At 71.5% G+C, this 16,029-nt stretch carries 16 protein-coding genes; 6 read left to right on the top strand and 10 right to left on the bottom strand.

The window, feature by feature from the left end; genetic code table 11:
- Positions 1 to 45: 45 nt before the first annotated feature.
- Positions 46 to 2,157: a Xaa-Pro dipeptidyl-peptidase gene (locus tag HAV40_RS09305; RefSeq protein ID WP_166380465.1), complete on the top strand. Its 2,112-nt coding sequence runs from the start codon at positions 46 to 48 to the stop codon at positions 2,155 to 2,157.
- Between the two features lie 66 nt (positions 2,158 to 2,223).
- Here the strand turns inward: HAV40_RS09305 and HAV40_RS09300 are convergent, their stop codons facing one another.
- On the bottom strand, positions 2,224 to 3,255 hold the full coding sequence (locus HAV40_RS09300; RefSeq protein ID WP_166380464.1) for an aldo/keto reductase: 1,032 nt from the start codon (positions 3,253 to 3,255) through the stop codon (positions 2,224 to 2,226).
- A 113-nt stretch (positions 3,256 to 3,368) separates the two neighbouring features.
- On the opposite strand from HAV40_RS09300, the gene HAV40_RS09295 reads away from it, so the two are divergent.
- Entirely contained in the window at positions 3,369 to 3,992 is a 624-nt protein-coding gene (locus HAV40_RS09295) for a TetR/AcrR family transcriptional regulator (protein ID WP_166380463.1), read from the top strand.
- Between the two features lie 140 nt (positions 3,993 to 4,132).
- On the opposite strand, the gene HAV40_RS09290 is transcribed toward HAV40_RS09295, so the two are convergent.
- Positions 4,133 to 4,612: an SPW repeat protein gene (locus HAV40_RS09290; RefSeq protein ID WP_166380462.1), complete on the bottom strand. Its 480-nt coding sequence runs from the start codon at positions 4,610 to 4,612 to the stop codon at positions 4,133 to 4,135.
- 273 nt (positions 4,613 to 4,885) lie between these two features.
- Here HAV40_RS09290 and HAV40_RS09285 point away from each other — a divergent pair, with 273 nt between their 5' ends.
- Complete coding sequence (locus tag HAV40_RS09285) at positions 4,886 to 5,407, top strand: FBP domain-containing protein (protein ID WP_166380461.1); 522 nt, start codon at positions 4,886 to 4,888, stop codon at positions 5,405 to 5,407.
- A gap of 52 nt (positions 5,408 to 5,459) precedes the next feature.
- On the opposite strand, the gene HAV40_RS38835 is transcribed toward HAV40_RS09285, so the two are convergent.
- The 3 genes from HAV40_RS38835 to HAV40_RS09275 all read right to left on the bottom strand — a co-directional run bounded on the left by HAV40_RS38835 (position 5,460) and on the right by HAV40_RS09275 (position 6,891).
- Complete coding sequence (locus HAV40_RS38835) at positions 5,460 to 5,585, bottom strand: hypothetical protein (RefSeq protein WP_275413425.1); 126 nt, start codon at positions 5,583 to 5,585, stop codon at positions 5,460 to 5,462.
- Between the two features lie 81 nt (positions 5,586 to 5,666).
- Positions 5,667 to 6,113: a nitroreductase family deazaflavin-dependent oxidoreductase gene (locus HAV40_RS09280; protein WP_166380460.1), complete on the bottom strand. Its 447-nt coding sequence runs from the start codon at positions 6,111 to 6,113 to the stop codon at positions 5,667 to 5,669.
- A gap of 79 nt (positions 6,114 to 6,192) precedes the next feature.
- Positions 6,193 to 6,891: a M23 family metallopeptidase gene (locus tag HAV40_RS09275; protein ID WP_239085682.1), complete on the bottom strand. Its 699-nt coding sequence runs from the start codon at positions 6,889 to 6,891 to the stop codon at positions 6,193 to 6,195.
- Positions 6,892 to 7,107: 216 nt separating this feature from the next.
- On the opposite strand from HAV40_RS09275, the gene HAV40_RS09270 reads away from it, so the two are divergent.
- Together HAV40_RS09270 and HAV40_RS09265 are read left to right on the top strand one after the other, a co-directional pair.
- A complete protein-coding gene (locus HAV40_RS09270) occupies positions 7,108 to 7,272 on the top strand; it encodes a hypothetical protein (protein WP_166380459.1) in 165 nt (54 codons plus the stop codon).
- Between the two features lie 270 nt (positions 7,273 to 7,542).
- Entirely contained in the window at positions 7,543 to 9,105 is a 1,563-nt protein-coding gene (locus HAV40_RS09265; RefSeq protein WP_166380458.1) for a golvesin C-terminal-like domain-containing protein, read from the top strand.
- Between the two features lie 156 nt (positions 9,106 to 9,261).
- Here HAV40_RS09265 and HAV40_RS09260 read toward each other — a convergent pair whose 3' ends face one another.
- Positions 9,262 to 9,492 (bottom strand): hypothetical protein, encoded by a 231-nt coding sequence (locus tag HAV40_RS09260; RefSeq protein ID WP_166380457.1) that lies wholly within the window; start codon positions 9,490 to 9,492, stop codon positions 9,262 to 9,264.
- 99 nt (positions 9,493 to 9,591) lie between these two features.
- Complete coding sequence (locus tag HAV40_RS09255; RefSeq protein WP_166380456.1) at positions 9,592 to 9,747, bottom strand: hypothetical protein; 156 nt, start codon at positions 9,745 to 9,747, stop codon at positions 9,592 to 9,594.
- A gap of 27 nt (positions 9,748 to 9,774) precedes the next feature.
- On the opposite strand from HAV40_RS09255, the gene HAV40_RS09250 reads away from it, so the two are divergent.
- Positions 9,775 to 9,960, top strand: a complete 186-nt coding sequence (locus HAV40_RS09250) for a hypothetical protein (protein WP_166380455.1) — start codon at positions 9,775 to 9,777, stop codon at positions 9,958 to 9,960.
- Positions 9,961 to 10,044: 84 nt separating this feature from the next.
- Here the strand turns inward: HAV40_RS09250 and HAV40_RS09245 are convergent, their stop codons facing one another.
- The 3 genes from HAV40_RS09245 to HAV40_RS09235 form a co-directional block, all read right to left on the bottom strand.
- Positions 10,045 to 13,158 carry a hypothetical protein gene (locus tag HAV40_RS09245; RefSeq protein ID WP_166380454.1) on the bottom strand — a complete coding sequence of 1,038 codons (3,114 nt, stop codon included), beginning with the start codon at positions 13,156 to 13,158 and terminating at the stop codon, positions 10,045 to 10,047.
- 174 nt (positions 13,159 to 13,332) lie between these two features.
- On the bottom strand, positions 13,333 to 13,953 hold the full coding sequence (locus tag HAV40_RS09240; protein ID WP_239085683.1) for a response regulator: 621 nt from the start codon (positions 13,951 to 13,953) through the stop codon (positions 13,333 to 13,335).
- 17 nt (positions 13,954 to 13,970) lie between these two features.
- Entirely contained in the window at positions 13,971 to 15,956 is a 1,986-nt protein-coding gene (locus tag HAV40_RS09235) for a sensor histidine kinase (RefSeq protein WP_166380452.1), read from the bottom strand.
- Between the last annotated feature and the right edge of the window lie 73 nt (positions 15,957 to 16,029).

Here is a 16,029-nt window from a genome sequence, read left to right as displayed (position 1 = left end):
TATCCGACCCTCGGCGACTGTCCACCACCCCTGGAAGGAAGCCACATGCGGTTCACCCACCGCCTGACGCTCATCGTCGCGCTGCTCGCAGCCACCCTCCCGATCCCCGTCGCCGTCGCGGCGGCAGCGCCGCAGGCCGCGCTCGCCCAGATCGAGGAACGGGTCTACGTCGAGTCCAGCGTGGACTCCAACGGCGACGGCAGGCTCGACCGGATCGCCATCGACATCGCCCGGCCGTCGAGCGGCGGGCCGGTCCCCGTCGTGTTCGAGCAGAGCCCGTACCGCAACGGGCTGGCCAACGCCGCCAACCATGGTGTGAACGTCACCGCCCTGCCGCAGGAGAACCTGTTCCCGCTCACGCCGGGCGCACCGCCCACGGCCGGGCCGGGCCTCAACGCCGCCCGGCCGGTGCCGGACCTGCCCGACTGGTACGACGACTACTTCGTGCCCAAGGGGTACGCGGTCGTGCTCGGCCACAGCCTCGGCACCGGCGACTCCGAGGGCTGCCCGACCAGCGGCGACATGCAGGAGACCCTGGCCACCACCGCGGTCGTGGACTGGCTCAACGGCCGCGCCCGCGGCTACAGCGCGGCGGGCGCTCTGGTGACCGCATCCTGGAGCACCGGCAACGTCGGCATGATCGGCGTCTCGTACAACGGCACGCTGCCGAACATGGCCGCCGCCACCGGTGTCGCGGGGCTCAAGGCGATCGTGCCGATCTCGGCGATCTCCAGCTGGTACGACTACTACCGGGCCAACGGGCTCGTCGTCGCGCCCGGCGGCTACCAGGGCGAGGACGCCGACGTGCTGGCCCGCGCCGTGGTCGACCGGACCGGGTGCACCAGCCGCATCGACCAGATCGAGACCGACCAGGACCGGATCACCGGCGACTGGAAGCAGTTCTGGGCCGACCGCGACTACGTCGGCAAGGCCGACAAGGTCACCGCGGGCGTGTTCGTCATCCACGGCCAGTCCGACTGGAACGTCAAGGGCCAGCACTACGCGCAGTGGTGGGACGCGCTTCGGGCCAACAACGTGCCCCGCAAGATCTGGCTGCACAACGGCGGCCACGGCACGACCTCACGGTCGGACTACAAGGCGACCGTCGAGCGCTGGTTCGCGTACTTCCTCAAGGGCGTCGACAACGGCATCCTCACCGAGCCCCGGGCCGAGGTGCAGTTCAAGGACGGCGCCTGGCGGCAGTACGCCGACTGGCCCAACCCCGCCGCCGCCCCGGCCGTGTTCAAGCTCGACACGACGTCGGCCACCGCACCCGGCGGGCTGACCCTCGGCACGCCGTCGGGCACCACGGCGCAGCAGTTCACCGACAACGGCCGGACCAGCACGGCGACGACGCTGGTCGCGAACCCGGACACCGCGAACGGCAACCGGCTGGTCTACCGGACCGGCAACCTGCCCGCCGCGGTCACCCTGACCGGCTCGCCCCGCGTCTCACTGCGCCTGGCCGTCACCAATCGCAACGACGCCAACGTGACCGCGCTGCTGGTCGACTACGGCGGCACGGGCACCAGCACCACCCCCGTGATCGTCACCCGCGGCTGGATCGACCCGCAGAACCGCAACAGCCGCGCCACCAGCGAGAAGGTCGTGCAGGGCACGGAGTACACGCTGACCTTCGCCATGCAGCCCAAGGACTACGTGTTCGCCGCCGGACACCGGATCGGCCTGGTGGTGATCTCCACCGACTACGACTACACGCTGCGCCCGCCGGCTGGCGCCGGGCTGCGGCTCAACCCGGTCGCCAGCACCCTCACGATCACGCAGACGGGCCTGACCGGGTCCGGCAGCTGCCGGGCGAGCAACCCCGCCGACGTCGCGATCCCGGACGCGGGAGCCGCGGTCGAGAGCACCGTCACCATCAGCGGCTGCCCGGCAGCGGCCTCGGCGTCATCGACGGCGGAGGTGCACATCGTCCACCCGTACCGTGGCGATCTGGTGGTCAGCCTGGTCGCACCGGACGGGTCGAGCTACTCGCTGAGCAACCGCTCCGGCGGCAGCGCCGACGACATCCACCAGACCTACACCGTGAACCTGTCCGGCGAGACCGCCAACGGCACGTGGCGCCTGCGCGTCCAGGACGCGGCGTCGTCCGACGTCGGCCGGATCGACACCTGGACACTGACCCTGGGCCCGTGACCTACGCCGACACTCTCTGAAGGAGGCGTGCTCGCGCTTGCGGGGTCGCGCCCACCCGGCAGCCGGTCAGCCGACCGGTTGCCGGGCCGCGGCGAACATCTGCTGGATCCAGCCCGGATACAGCGCCGGCGGAGCCGACACCCGGTCCAGGTCGGCCAGGTCCTGCGCGGTCAGCACCAGGTCGCTGGCCGCGGCGTTGTCAGCCAACTGCTCGACCCTCCGCGCGCCCACGATGACACTGGTCACCGCCGGCTGTGCCAACAGCCAGGCCAGCGCCACGCGGGGCACGCTGACGGCGTGGCGGGCGGCGACGGCACGCAGGACGTCCAGCACGTCGTGGCCGCGCTCCCGGTCGACCGGCGGGAAGTCGGGATAGTCGGGCGCGGCGCGCCTGCTGCCGGGCTCGGCCGTGCCGTCACGGTGCAGCTTGCCGCTGAGGAAGCCGCCGGCCAGGGGGCTCCACACGGTCAGCCCGACGCCTTCGGCCTGGGCCATCGGCACCAGTTCGTGTTCGGCGTCGCGGCCGACCAGGGAGTAGTAGGCCTGCGTCGCCGCGAAGGCGGGCAGCCCGTGCCTCGCCGACACGCCCAGCGCCCGGCTGATCTGCCAGGCGGACAGGTTGGCGCACCCGATGTAACGGACCTTGCCCTGGCGTACGGCGTCGCCGAGCGCGGCGAGCACCTCCTCGAACGGGGTCAGCGGGTCGTAGTTGTGCAGCTGGTAGAGGTCGATGTGATCGGTGCCCAGGCGGCGCAGGCTGGCTTCCAGCGCCCGCATCACGTGCAGCCGCGACCAGCCCGCGTCGTTGGGGCCGGGTCCGGTCGGCGCGTGCACCTTGGTCGCGAGCACGATCTCGTCGCGCCGGGAGCCCAACGCCTGACCGAGCAGCTGCTCGCTCTCGCCGTCGGCGTAGACGTCGGCCGTGTCGATGAAGTTGATTCCCGCGTCGAGCGCGGTGCCCACGATCCGGTCGGCCTCGGCGCGGCCCAGGCCGCCGAGGGGGCCGTAGACGGGGTGGTCCGCGCCGCCGAAGGTCATCGTTCCCAGCGAGATCTCCGAGACCCAGACTCCGGTGCGGCCCAGCAGGCGGTACTTCACGGTGTTCCTTTCCTGATCACGCTGACGTGATCGCAAGACACTTCGTCGGACACTATGTCCGACACCAGCGTAGCTCGGCCCTGACCAGCCGCCACCACGCCTAAGATCCAGCTATGCCGTCCATCACCAGACGCCGTTCCGGCGCCGCCGACCGCCGCGGCGGCGTCGAGGCCCAGATCCTCGACACGGTCACCCGCCTGCTCGCCGAGGGCGCCGGATTCACCGAACTCGGCGTGCAGCGCATCGCCGCCGCCGCAGGGGTGGCCCGCTCGACGTTCTACCTCTACTTCGCCGACAAGACCCAGCTGCTGCTGCGCCTGGCCGCCTCGATGAGCGAGACCTCGTTCGGCATCACCGCCGCCTGGCGGCCCGAAGCCGGCCTCGACGGCCTCACCACGACGTTCACCGACGTCATCGCCACGTACCGGGCCCACGCCGCGCTGCTGACGGCGGTGCAGGAGACCTCCGCGTACGACCCGGCCGTGCGCGACTTCTGGAACGACCGGCTCGAAGCGTTCCGCGACAACACCCGCCGGCTCATCGCCGCCGAACAGGCCGCCGGACGCACCCCCGCCGACATCGACCCCGCGGCCGCCACCCGCCTCATGATCGACGGCGGTGACCGTTTCCTGCTGCGCCACGTCACCACCGACGACGGGGGCCGCGACGCCGCGGCCGCCCGGGAACTGGCCGCCACCTGGTGGTACGGCGTCTTCCGCCGCCCGGCCGCGAGCTGAGCGAACGCGACGCCGCCGCATCGCCGGGCCGCCGCCGTGAACTCGCGTCGTCACAGCGCGACTCCCCGCCGGGCAGGCTTTGTGCTGTCGCCTGCCCGGCGGGGAGTTCGACGATCGCGATCAGTCGGCGGATCGACGGCCTAGGTCCGGGGCACCTCGCGGTAGGACTGCGCCGCCGTGCCGATTTCCGCCGCGTCGGCGACCTTGCGCCTGCCCATCGACATCATGGCGATGGTGCACACCAGACCCACGAGGCCGACGATGACGTTGCTGACGATCGCGCCCACACTCGGTGCGGGGCCGCTGACCAGCCAGGGCGAGACGATCGCCCACAGGCTGAGGATCGGGGCGACCCAGGCGATCCGGTGCGAGCCCGCGAACATGGTGGCGAAGCACAGCGCCAGCACGGCCAGTCCGATACCGGTGATGACGTTGCTCGCCGTCAGGCTGGCGTTGCTGTCGAAACCCACCACCCAGGGCGAGATCGCGAGGTAGAGGCCTGACAGCAGGGTGAGTCCCTCCACCACCTGCGCCGTCGGGGTTTCGGCGGCTTCCTCGTACCGCAGCCTGAGCTCGGCGAGGTCTGGATGATCTTCGATGCGAGGGGTTCGAACAGTCATGCTAAACACCTCCGAACAGCGACACCACACAAGCGTTCCTGAAACCGACCCCTGTCGACTTTACGCTGGTCAGAGCATCTGACACCCCGGTTGGCGCGATCCCTGGCCGACCCCGCTCGCAGGCCGTCCCGGCCGCCCACCCTGCGAAAAAACGGGTTGCCGGGCGCCGTGCGGCCGACGACCCTGGGGCCCGCGCCCCACCGGACCTCGACACCGGGGCGTATGAGAAGTGGCAGGCCGCTCCGGTCCGGCCCGATGACGGACAGGATGATCATGCAACCACTCAGCGCAGCCGAGATCCGTGGCTGTTTGGCGAACACGTCGAAGGGCGAGGCTCAGCGGCTGACACTGCCCGGGCCGCCCGAACAGCTCGCCTGGCCGGACCTCGACTTCCTCGGCTGGCGCGATGCCAAGGCGCCCGGCCGGGCATACCTGGTGACGCCACTGGGCTCCACCGTCGTCGGGCTGGCACTCAGCGCGACCGTGCCGCCGCGGAGCCTGATGCGGTCGAACATGTGCGGGTTCTGCCACACCTTGCACGACGCCGCCTCGATCGCCCTGTTCGCGGCCCGGCTGGCCGGAGCCGCCGGACGGGCGGGCAACACGGCCGGGATGTACGCCTGCACCGATCTGGCGTGCTCGCTGTACGTCCGCGAACTGCGCAAACCGTTCCTGCCGCAGCCGCCGGAGAGCCTCACCCCGCAGGAGCGCGTCGCACGCCTGCGGCAGAAGGTGACCGCGTTCGTCACACATGTGCTCGACGCCGACCCGGCGGGTTCACGCCCAGCGGCGTGACGGGAACCGGGAGCACGGCCCCGACCGGTGGCCTGGGCCATGCTCCGCGTGGTCAGCGGACGGCCCGTGATCGCCGTCGGCGGAAGGCGCGGCCGGCGGCGTAGCCGAGGACGGCGACCGCGGCGGCGGCGACGGGTAGTGCAAGCAGGACCGCTGTGGTGTTGATGTTGTTGAGCACCCCGAGAGGATAGGGGTAAGGAGCCGAGCGTGTGACCCCGGCTCCGCCGAACAGATGAGGTTATCGATCTTCAGTTGCGGCTCAGCTGGCCTTCGGTTCCAGTACGAAGACAGGAATCTCGCGGTCGGTCTTCTTCTGGTAGTCGGCGTACGGCGGATACGCCGCGACCGCGCGCTCCCACCACTGCGCCTTCTCCGCGCCGGTCACCTCACGGGCCGTCATGTCCCGCCGCCGCGGCCCGTCCTGCAGTTCGACCGTGGGGTGCTGCAGGACGTTGTAGTACCAGACGGGATGCTTGGGCGCTCCGCCCAGCGAGGCCACCGCGGCGTACCGGCCGTCGTGCTCGACGCGCATCAGCGGCGTCTTGCGGATCTTGCCGCTCTTCGCGCCCACCGTGGCCAGAATGATCACCGGCAGACCGGTGTCCAGCAGCGTGGTGCCCTTGGTGCCGCCCGAACTCTCGTACATGGCGACCTGATCGCGTACCCACTTCTCGGGACTGGGTTCGTACTCACCTTCGAGTGGCATGGCATCCGTCCGTTCACCGTCGCGTACCTGGCTCTACCGTGCCCCGGATCGCGCCCCCGAACCGGCCGTTTGCCGGATTTCACCCGCCGTAGACGGTCTCGATCTCCAGCTCGTAGTCGACGCCCTTTTTCTTGAACCACGTCAGCGGGTTCTGCGCGACCCCGTTGACGTGCACCTCCAGGTGCAGGTGGGTGCCGAAGGAGTGCCCGGTGTTGCCCAGCAGCGCGATCACGTCGCCGGCTTTGACCTGCTGCCCGACCTTGACCTTGACCTTGCTGGAGTGGCCGTACAGCGTCTGCACGCCGTCGCCGTGGTCGATGATGACCGAGTTGCCGTAACCGCCGTTCCAGCCCGCCTGCACCACCGTGCCCGAGCGCACCGCCGCGAACGGCGTGCCCTCGGGCAGACCCGCCAGATCCAGCCCCTGGTGCAGCCTGCCCCAGCGCATCCCGAACCGGGAGGTCAGGTTGAAGTTGCGCAGCGGCAGCACCCAGGCGTCCGGGGCCTGGTTGATCGAGGTGCTCATCAGCCGGTCGTCGCGGCTGACCCGCTCACCCGACGCGGCACGGTCGGCACCGTCACCGGCGGTCAGTGCCGCGATGGGGATCGCGTCGTCCTTGGCGTCGTCGAGGCTCGCGCCCGCGCCGAACGCGACGACACCCGCACCGGCCAACGCGGTGGCCAGAACGCTGGCGTAGCGCCTGCGGGAGGGCGCCGACACACGGCGGCGTCCCTGGTAGCGGTCACCTTCGCGGGACACCTCGGGGCGGTACTGCACGCCTGCACACTCCGATATCGGATACCGGTGGCCCGTCCCCGTACGAGCTCACCTAAGGCATGGGAGACGGCGCTACGGTAGCGAAGCCCGGTCCGCTCAGCAAGGCCACTGCTGAGAACACCGCTGCGGGCCCCCTCAAAAGGGTCGGCCTCGCCGACAGACCGATGTGTACGGTGTCACCGACGACGCCGACGAAGCCGAAGCCATGCGTCCGGGGTGCTGGCCGGGCGGGGGCCGGTGATCGCCGCGATGGCCCTGGTGGTGCTCGCCCGGATCTGGTACTCGGCGGCCGTACGGGCCGTCGACGGCTGGGACGGGGCCGTGCGGTCCATGGTCAACCTCGGTCGCGTACGCCTGGCGGAGTCCATCGCCGCGAGATGACTCTCGGCGGGCAGCCGCCGCAGCCAGGGGTGCACGCCGATCCCGAAGCCGACGAACAGACCACTGATGAGCAGCAACATCGTGGGAATCGTGGCGAGGGGCACTCCGCCAAGGTATGGCGATCTGCCAATGGCATGCGGGTGCCGACAAAGCCCTCACATCCGGCCCGCCGCTGCCCGTGACGAAAATTCTTGCCAGAAAACATCGATTTAGCGACACTTATCTACGCCCGACGCATCACCACCTCACCCCCTCCCACCCGGAGATGTCATGCGCCGACCAGCTTTCACCGTCCTGCTCACCGCGCTGCTCGCCCTGGCGGGCACCGGCGCGCTACCCACCCCCGCGACCGCGGTGCCGGACCGCGCCGCTGCCATCGCGGCCGACGTCGGCACACTGGCCACCACCTCCCTCGCCCCCGGCCTCACCCTGACCAGCACCTCCATCAGCGGGCCGAACCAGGTCAACATCCTGACCGCCAACCTGGCCGAACCGACGCTCAAACCCCGATACCTCAACCCCGGCACCGTCGGCGCGACCACCGCACTGACCGTGCAGGCCAACCGGGTCGGCGCGGTAGCCGCCGTCAACGGCGACTTCTTCGACATCGGCGAGACCGGCGCACCGCGCGGCATCGGCCTCGACGGCGGCACCCTCCTGCACGGCCCGGCCACGGGCTGGAACAACGTCGCCGCGCTCTACAGCAACGGGGCGGGCAGCCGCGGCGGGCTGGCCGAGATCTTCCTCGATGCCACGATCACCCTGCCCGGCGGCACCCGGCTCACGGCCACGAACCTCAACTCCCCGAACATCGCCGCGAACGGCATCGGCGTCTACAACCCCCTGTGGGGCGACCAGCCACGCAGCAAGGCCCTCGACGGCGCCACCCGGTCCCGCGAGATCGAGGTGACAGCCGGGAAGGTGACCAAGGTCAGCACCACCCCCGGCGGCAAGGTGGCCAACGGGACCGTCGCCGTGCTCGGCGTGAACGCCGGTGCCGACGCCCTCGCCAGCCTCACCGTCGGCGCGGCCGTCACCGTCAACTACGCGCCGCGCGGCGGCGACGGAGCGGCCCAGGTGGCGATCGGCGGCAACCTCGTGCTGGTCAAGGACGGGGTAGCCACCACCGTCGCGCACCCGAAGAATCCGCGTACCGCGGTCGGCTTCTCCGCCGACGGGCTGAAGATGTGGCTGGTGGTCGTCGACGGCCGCACGGCCGCCAGCGTCGGCATGACCTACGTGGAACTGGCCGCCTACATGAAGTCGCTGGGCGCCGACGACGCGATCAACCTCGACGGCGGCGGTTCGAGCACCCTGGTGGCGCGGATGCCCGGCGCCACGTCGGCCACCGTGCGCAACACGCCCTCCGACGGCGCACAGCGGCCGGTCCCGAACGGTATCGGGTTCGTCTCCACCGCCCAGCCGTGGACCACGACCGTCGACAACAGCACCGCGGACAGGTTCACCGCCGGGGCCAGCTGGGGCGTGTCCACCTACTCGGCCGAGCGGTACGGCGCCGACTACCGCTTCGCCGACCCCGTGCTGGCCAGCGACGCCGCCTGGTACCGGGTGAACATCCCGCAGACCGCCGACTACGACGTGTCGGTCTGGTACCCGGCCAACGCCGGCTACAACGACGCGACGCCGTACATCGTGTCCACGACCAGCGGCAACCAGACGGTCCGGGTCAACCAGCGCGTCAACGGCGGCCGGTGGGTGTCGCTCGGCGTGTTCCGCCTGGCCGCCGGTGACGCGAACGTGGTCGGGGTCAGCCGCTGGACGTCCGGCACCGGCTACGTCATCGCCGACGCGGTCCGGATCACCCGCGCCTGACCGCCTGGGCAGCCGCCGCGCCGCGCAGGCGTGGCGGCTGCCCAGGCACGGCTATCGCACAGGCGGCAGTCGCGGAGTGTGCAGGGTCTGGGCACCGGCCCACCTCACTTGCGGCTGCCTGACCTGAAGGTGATACGGCAGGCCGTTCAGGCGGGGTCAGGTCATGTCGCACCGTGGGACCTTCTGCGCGATCGGGCCGCCGGTGTCCAGCCACACGTCTGCGACGAAGCCGCTCAGCTCGCCATACCGGAGGTGGTCCCACCTCGTGCTGCTGCCACGGCGGCCGGAGACCTGCTCGCCCTCCAGGTAGCAGTCGACCGCGACGACCCGGCCCGCCTCGACGCGCCCGACGATCGCCGACTTCGTCGTCGGGCCGGCCCGGACCACGATCCTCGGGTCGGCCTTGACCGTCGCCGTGACGGCGCCGCCGTAGTCGGCACGCCCGGGTTTGGCGGCGCGCCGAGCCGTGCAACTCCTCGGCTCCCATCAGGCGGCGGTCTGGGCGATGGCCATCGGCACGGTGGACGGCCGGACGACAGCCGTCTCCGGCAGCGAGGACGGCGAGATCCGCAGCTGGGATCTCACGGCGCCGACGCCGGGTGGCCGCACCATCAGCCGCGGCACGGTCGCGGTGAAGACCATGCCATCGGGACCCTGGACGGCAGGACGGTGGCCGTCTGCGGCAGCGACGACAGCAGGATCCGGGTCTGGGACCTGTCCAGCGGCCAGCCGTACGGCACCGGGCTGACCGGCCCGCAGACCGCCGCCGAGGCGATCGCCATCGGCGACCTCGACGGGCGCACCATCGTGGTCTCCGGCCACTGGGACGGCAGCATCTGGACCTGGCGCCCGTGACCCGCTCACCACCGGGCCGGTCCCCATCACGCTCTGGCGGGCGGCGCACGTTGCCGCGCGCCGCCCGCCTGTCACGCGGTGCCGCTATCGGCTGAGCAGCGCCCTCGACATCTCCAGTTCTTTGATCATCTGTTCGATCTCGGGGATGCCCTCGACGTACTCGCCCCGACTGAGCTGTCCCGAATGGAGCCGGTACTCCGCCGACAGCTCGTTGACCCTGCGGACGGCCTCGAAGGCCAGGCAGTCACCGATCGGGTCCCGTGGCATGACAGCCACCTCCGACGGTGCGCACGCCGTGCCGAACTGGGCCATCGGCGTACGGTCGAGGTAGCCCTTCGGGCTGTACCAGTCGCCGTACGGGCACGCCTCGCCCAGCGGCGCCGCGCAGTTGCTGTACGCGTCGAGGGCTGCGACCAGCGGTTCGAGCAGGTAGTCGGAGTGCAGTCCACTGGTGAGCCGGATGCTGCCCGGCAGGTGACCCGTGCCGTTGAGCCGGTTGGCCAGCACGGTGTTGACGCTCGACGCCTGGGGGAAGCCGAGCTGGGTGTAGGTCTGCAGCAGCAGCACGGCCTCGTTGACCCTGGCCGCGGCCAGGTTCAGCACCGAGTTCGGGGTACGCAGTTCGGCGACGGCCCTGCTGTAGTACAGCCGCTGCTTGCCGTTCTGCAGCGCGTGCAGCCGCAACCAGGCGTTGTCCTCGGTGGCCGCCACGTTGCCGACGGTCGTGCTCGCCTCCATCGCGGCACGCAGGCCCTGCGGCCACTTGGACACCACGGCCTGCTGCGGGGTGATCATTCCGGTCCCGGAGGCGTCGTCCCATTCGATCTTGCCTGCGGGGTGTACGGCGCTCATCGTGCGCGCGTCGCGCCACGCGTCCTCGCCGTGCCACTTCACCTGGAGCCGGATGGTGACCTGGACGTCAGCGCTGGTGCGCCACTCGCCGCGGCTGTTCTCCCAGGTGTCGTGATTGACGAAGACCGCGTCGTAGCAGTCGCGCACCTGCACCTTCGCGCTCACGGGAGACGCCAGCGTGTACATGGTGTGGTAGACCCGCGACATGTTCGCCAGGCTCGCCACCGCGGGCGCGGGCACCGGACTGCCGCTGGTCGGGCAGTGCACCACCTGGTTGCTGCTGGGCAGGTTGCCCGGCGGCGGCTGGGCGGGGTCGCCGAAGATGTCGTAGTTCGGGTACGGCAGCACGTCGCGGCGGATGTCGCTCAGCCGCTGACTGAAGCCGTCCATCGCGGTGCGGTAGGTGCCCGTCAGGCCCTGGAACAGCTGGTTGGTGCCGCCGTTGGCCGGAGCGCTGTAGGAACGCAGCACCGCCTGGATCCTGGCACCGGCGGTGATCAGCTCGGTGGCCCGCGAGGGCGGGTTGTTGCCCGCGAACTGCGGGTTCTGCAGCGTCATGTCGTTGTAGGCGCGGGCGGCGGCGATCCATACCCCGGCGTTGGGCACGCCCTGAGCGGTGTTGACGGCCGGGAGCGGGAAGTTGCCGTCCCAGCGGTGCCTGGCCAGCCAGGACAGGTAGTACAGCGACCCGTGCGGCGTGTACTCGCCGATCGCGGCCGGGGTCATGTCGGGTGCGGTGTTCTGCTGGATGGCGAACGGCGCGCTGGAGGACCGGTACGCGCCGAGACTGTGGAACGTGGACGCGGCGGTCCAGTATCTGCCGAAGTCGGTCAGCGGCAGGTTGGTCTTCGTCTCCCAGCCGAGGTTCTCGTTGACCTGGGCCACGAACCCGTCCAGCGCCTGGTTGCGCAGGGCGGCGGCGGTCGACGCCGCGAGCTGGGAGACCCGCTCGTCGAGTGCCAGCAGGCCGTTCTGCATGGCGGCCAGGTTGCGCCGGATCTCCTCGATATCCTTCTCGAGCTCGATCAGCACCTTGGAGATCTCTTCGAACATCGTCTTGAGCATCAGTTCCAGGTGGTCGAAGCGTGCGTTCATCGTGGTGCGCAGCTCGTCGATCTGCTTGCTGACGAGCTTGATCTGGTCGATCATGACCTGCTCCGGAGCGGGTCCGGTATAACCGAACATCTCGGTGATCAGCTGCACTCCACCGACGACCGCCTGGCCGAACGCGACGATGGCGCCGACACCGGCCAGGCTGCCACCGGCGAGCGCGACCATGGCCGGGCCGAAGTCGTTGTACGACTTGACGATGGCCGACACGGCGTCGACGATCCGGACGATGTCCGCGCCCACCTCCTTGTCGAAGTATCCGACGACGGTGCCGATCAGACGCCCGGTGGCCGCGTAGCCGTCCAGCTCCTTGTTGCGGTTGGCCGCGGCGGTCGCCGCCTGTTCCGCCGACGTGGTGGGCGGTAGCCCGGGCGGGTTGGCGGCGTTGAGCGCCTTCAGTGCGTCGGTGGCCTCGACGTGTCTGGCGTTGAGCGCGACCCGGGACGCGGCCGCCTGGGCCAGCGCTTCGGCCTGGAACGCGGCGGGGTTGTCGCGCAGGTCCAGGAGCCTGGTCAGGTCGGTGCGCGCCGGTGCCGGCAGTCCCTGGAGCAGGGTGTCACGGTCGGCTGCCAGGTGCACGGACAGGGTGCCGCCGAGCACCGTGTCCCAGGCCTGGGCCAGCGTGCTGTCGGCCAGGCCCGCGCGGCTCACCGCGGCCCAGTGCTCGCGCTGGACCCGCGGGTAGGTGGCGTACAGGACTTCGTTCTGGTACGAGCCGGTCACCTGGTGGATGTCGACCGGGGTGCCACCCAGCGAGTCACCCTGGGTGTCGCGGGCCAGTTCACGCAGCCGGGGCAGGTCGATGGTGCCGGTCGCGTCCATCGCCGCGTCGATGGCGGCCAGCAGGTATCCCTGCGGGCTCGGCGTCATGGGCCGGTCTGCCGCCGCGGTCGGTGGCGGGCACGGCTTCTGCGGCGTCGGCTGGCAGGGTGGCTGCGGGGTGAAGGCGCCGAGCACGCGCGGCAGCACCTCGTCTTTGATGGCGGTGAACGCGGCGACGGTGGCCGGGACGGTCGCCGCCGGGTTGGCCGCCCGCCAGTCCAGCAGCGCCACCGACGACACCAGGTAGGCGTATCCCCGCTCGCCGGAGCCCTGTGCCTGCACCTGGCTCACGAACAGGACGTCACGGAAGTCCTGGTCGTTCCAGACGAGGTCGGCGGAGGCAGGGACGGCGTTGCCGAGCAGCATCGCCGTGATCGCCGCCCCGGTGGTCAGCAGCCGGCCGGTGACGGACATCCGCCCGCGCCGTTTTCGGGCCGTCGGCTGGTGGTGGCGCGGTCGTGCGTGCCCGCGCGGCAGTGTTGGTGACACCCTGTCCCCCTCGACATGGGCCGTCCACGACGGACGGCCGACGAGGACTCAGGCTGCGTGAGCGCACTGGGATGTCTCTGGGACTGCGGGCGCGGCCTTTCAGGCGTCGCCGAGCCCGCTCCTGCGGGCGGTGACGATCGCCTGTGAACGGTCCCTGACCTGCAGCTTCACCAGGATGTTCGACAGGTTGTTGCGGACGGTCTTCGGGCTCAGCGCCAGCCGGTGCGCGATCGTGGCGTTGTCCAGGCCCCGCGCGACGAGGTCCAGCACCTCCCGTTCCCGCTCGGTCAGCTGCGGAAACGCGATCGGGGCGGCGGCCCGTGCGGTCAGCAGCCGCATGGCGCGGCCACCGACGGCCGAACCCAGCAGCACCTCGCCGTTGGCCACCGCGCGGATGCCGCGTTCGATCTCCTCCGGCGAGGCTCCCTTGAGCAGGTAGCCCGACGCCCCGGCGCGCAGCGCTCCGTGCAGCGACTCGTCGTCGTCCAGCATCGAGATCACCAGGATCGCGGCCCTGGGCTGCTGGGAACGGATCTGCCGGATCGCGTCGATGCCCGACTGCTGGCCCAGGTGCAGGTCCATCAGCACGACATCGGGATCGTGCCGTACGGCCAGGGCAACGGCCGACGGCACGTCGACCGCGTCACCGACCACCAGCATCCCGTCGAGCGTGCCGACCAGGGCGGTCATGCCGAGCCGGAACACCGGATGGTCGTCCACGACCGCCACCCGGACCGTCATCGCGTACCGGCCGGCACGAGCAGGCGGACCCGGGTGCCGCCGCCGGGCGGCGTCGTGATGGTCAGCGTGCCGCCGACCCCGGCCGCCCGCTCGTGCATCGCGCGGGTGCCCACCCCGGTCGCCGCGTCGGCGTCGATGCCCGCGCCGTGGTCGGTCACCGACACCTCCAGCCCCCCAGGTCCGTTCATGACGTCGATGATGCACCGGTCCACGGCCGCGTGGCGGTGGACGTTGCGCACCGCTTCGGCGACGATGCCGTACACGGCGGTGGCCAGGTCGCCGGGCAGCAGCCCCGGCCGCGCGCGGACCTCGATGGCCAGACCGGCCGCGACGTAGCGCTCGCGGAGCTGGTCCAGTGCCGGAGCGAGGGCTCCGTCGTCGAGCAGTGGCGGCATCACCGCGCGGGCGACGTCCCTGACCGCGGCGGCCTGCCGATCGGCCTCGGCCGCCAGCTGCCCGACGAGCTCGTCCGCGGCGGCGACCGCCGGATCGTCACGGCGGCTTCGCAGCATGTTGCGCACCGCGGCCAGTCCCAGGGCCAGGCCGCTGAACGCCGGGCCGAGCCCGTCGTGCAGGTCCCGGCGCAACCGGCGGCGTTCCTCGTCGCGGGCCCGGGCGGTGCGGTCGCGGGCGAGGTCGATCTCGCCCTGCGCGGCGGCCAGGTCGACCAGCGCGGTCACCACCGGCGCGAGGTCGCCCAGGGTCGAAACCGCACGCCGTCCCAGCCGCTCACCGGGCCGTGGCCAGGCCCGCAGGACCGCCACCACGCGCCCCTGGCTGGTCAACCGCAGCGTCAGCACGTCGCCGCCGTCCGGCGGGACCGGGCTGTCGCCGCTGGCCACCGTCACCCGTTCCAGCCGCAGGGACTGCGCGATCCCGGCCGCGACCGCGTCGAGCATCACCTGACCCCGGTCGGCTGTCCGCAGCCGGTCGGCGACCTGCCGGATCAGCCGCCGGTCGCCCTCGCCGTGGACGAGGCGGTCGACCCGTGCCTGCACCCACTGCCGGACCGGCAGGAAAGCGGCCGCGAGCAGCGCGGTCGCCAGCGCCTGCGGCACCACGGACGGCATGACCAGGACCCGGTCGGCCACCAGCACCACGACCGTGTAGCCGCCGATGACGATGCACGTCATCAGGGCCCAGACCAGGGTCCGGCCGACCGCGAGCTCCATGCCCCACAGCCGCTGGCGCAGCACGACGACCAGCACCGCGGCGGGGAAGAACAGCTGCGCGGCCAGCATCAGCGCGGGGGCGAGCGGGCCGTAGACCGGCACGCCCCACGCCGTGTGCAGGGCCAGCGGGCCGATCGCGAGGCCCAGCAGGGTGATCCCGATCGCCAGCCAGCCCAGTCCCCGGCGGTCCGGAGGTGACGCGCGACGGCGGCGGGCGATCACCCCGGCGGCCGCGGCGAGGGTCAGCGCGAGCCAGCCCACGTTCAGCCACGGGGTGACGGCCGCCCGCCCGGCCAGCAGGGCCGGATCGTCGACCGGCAGCGGCCGCCAGCTCTCGGCCGGGTCCGACATGGTGCTCAGCTGCACCACCACGATGAACGCCGCCCCCGCCCCGACGGCGAACCGGTCCAGCGGGCCGAACCTGCGGATGGGCAGCAGCCAGGGCAGCACCACCGTCAGCGCGTACGAGCCGGGGATCCACAGCCAGTACATCGCGCCGAGCAGCACCGCGGGCGGCAGCACCGCCGGCCGGGCTTCGCCGAGCACCGCCCAGGTTGCCAGGGCGGCCGACGCCGCGCCGCCGATCCCGGCAGCCGCCATGATCCACGCGGCGAGGTGGCCGCGCCGCGACAGCATCAGCCACGCCACGACGCCGTAGACCGCGCCCACCAGCCAGTCGACCAGCGAGTAAAGCATCCACGGGTCCCAGCGCGGCGCGGCGACCAGCCATCCGGCGGCCGATCCCACTGACAGGACGCTGGTCACGGCCAGCACCACCCACGCCGTCACCGGCCGGCGGCGATCGGTCATCGGCCACGCCCCTCCCCTGTCAGCTGGTCATCTTGAGATACCGTGGCGCGCGCCCGAGCGCCAGGGTCACCGG

Source organism: Catellatospora methionotrophica, assembly GCF_011297335.1.
In the GTDB taxonomy this organism is placed as follows: Bacteria; Actinomycetota; Actinomycetes; order Mycobacteriales; family Micromonosporaceae; genus Catellatospora; species Catellatospora methionotrophica.
The sequence above is the reverse complement of the archived record's forward strand: the minus strand, read 5'-3'. Positions and strand labels throughout refer to the sequence as shown.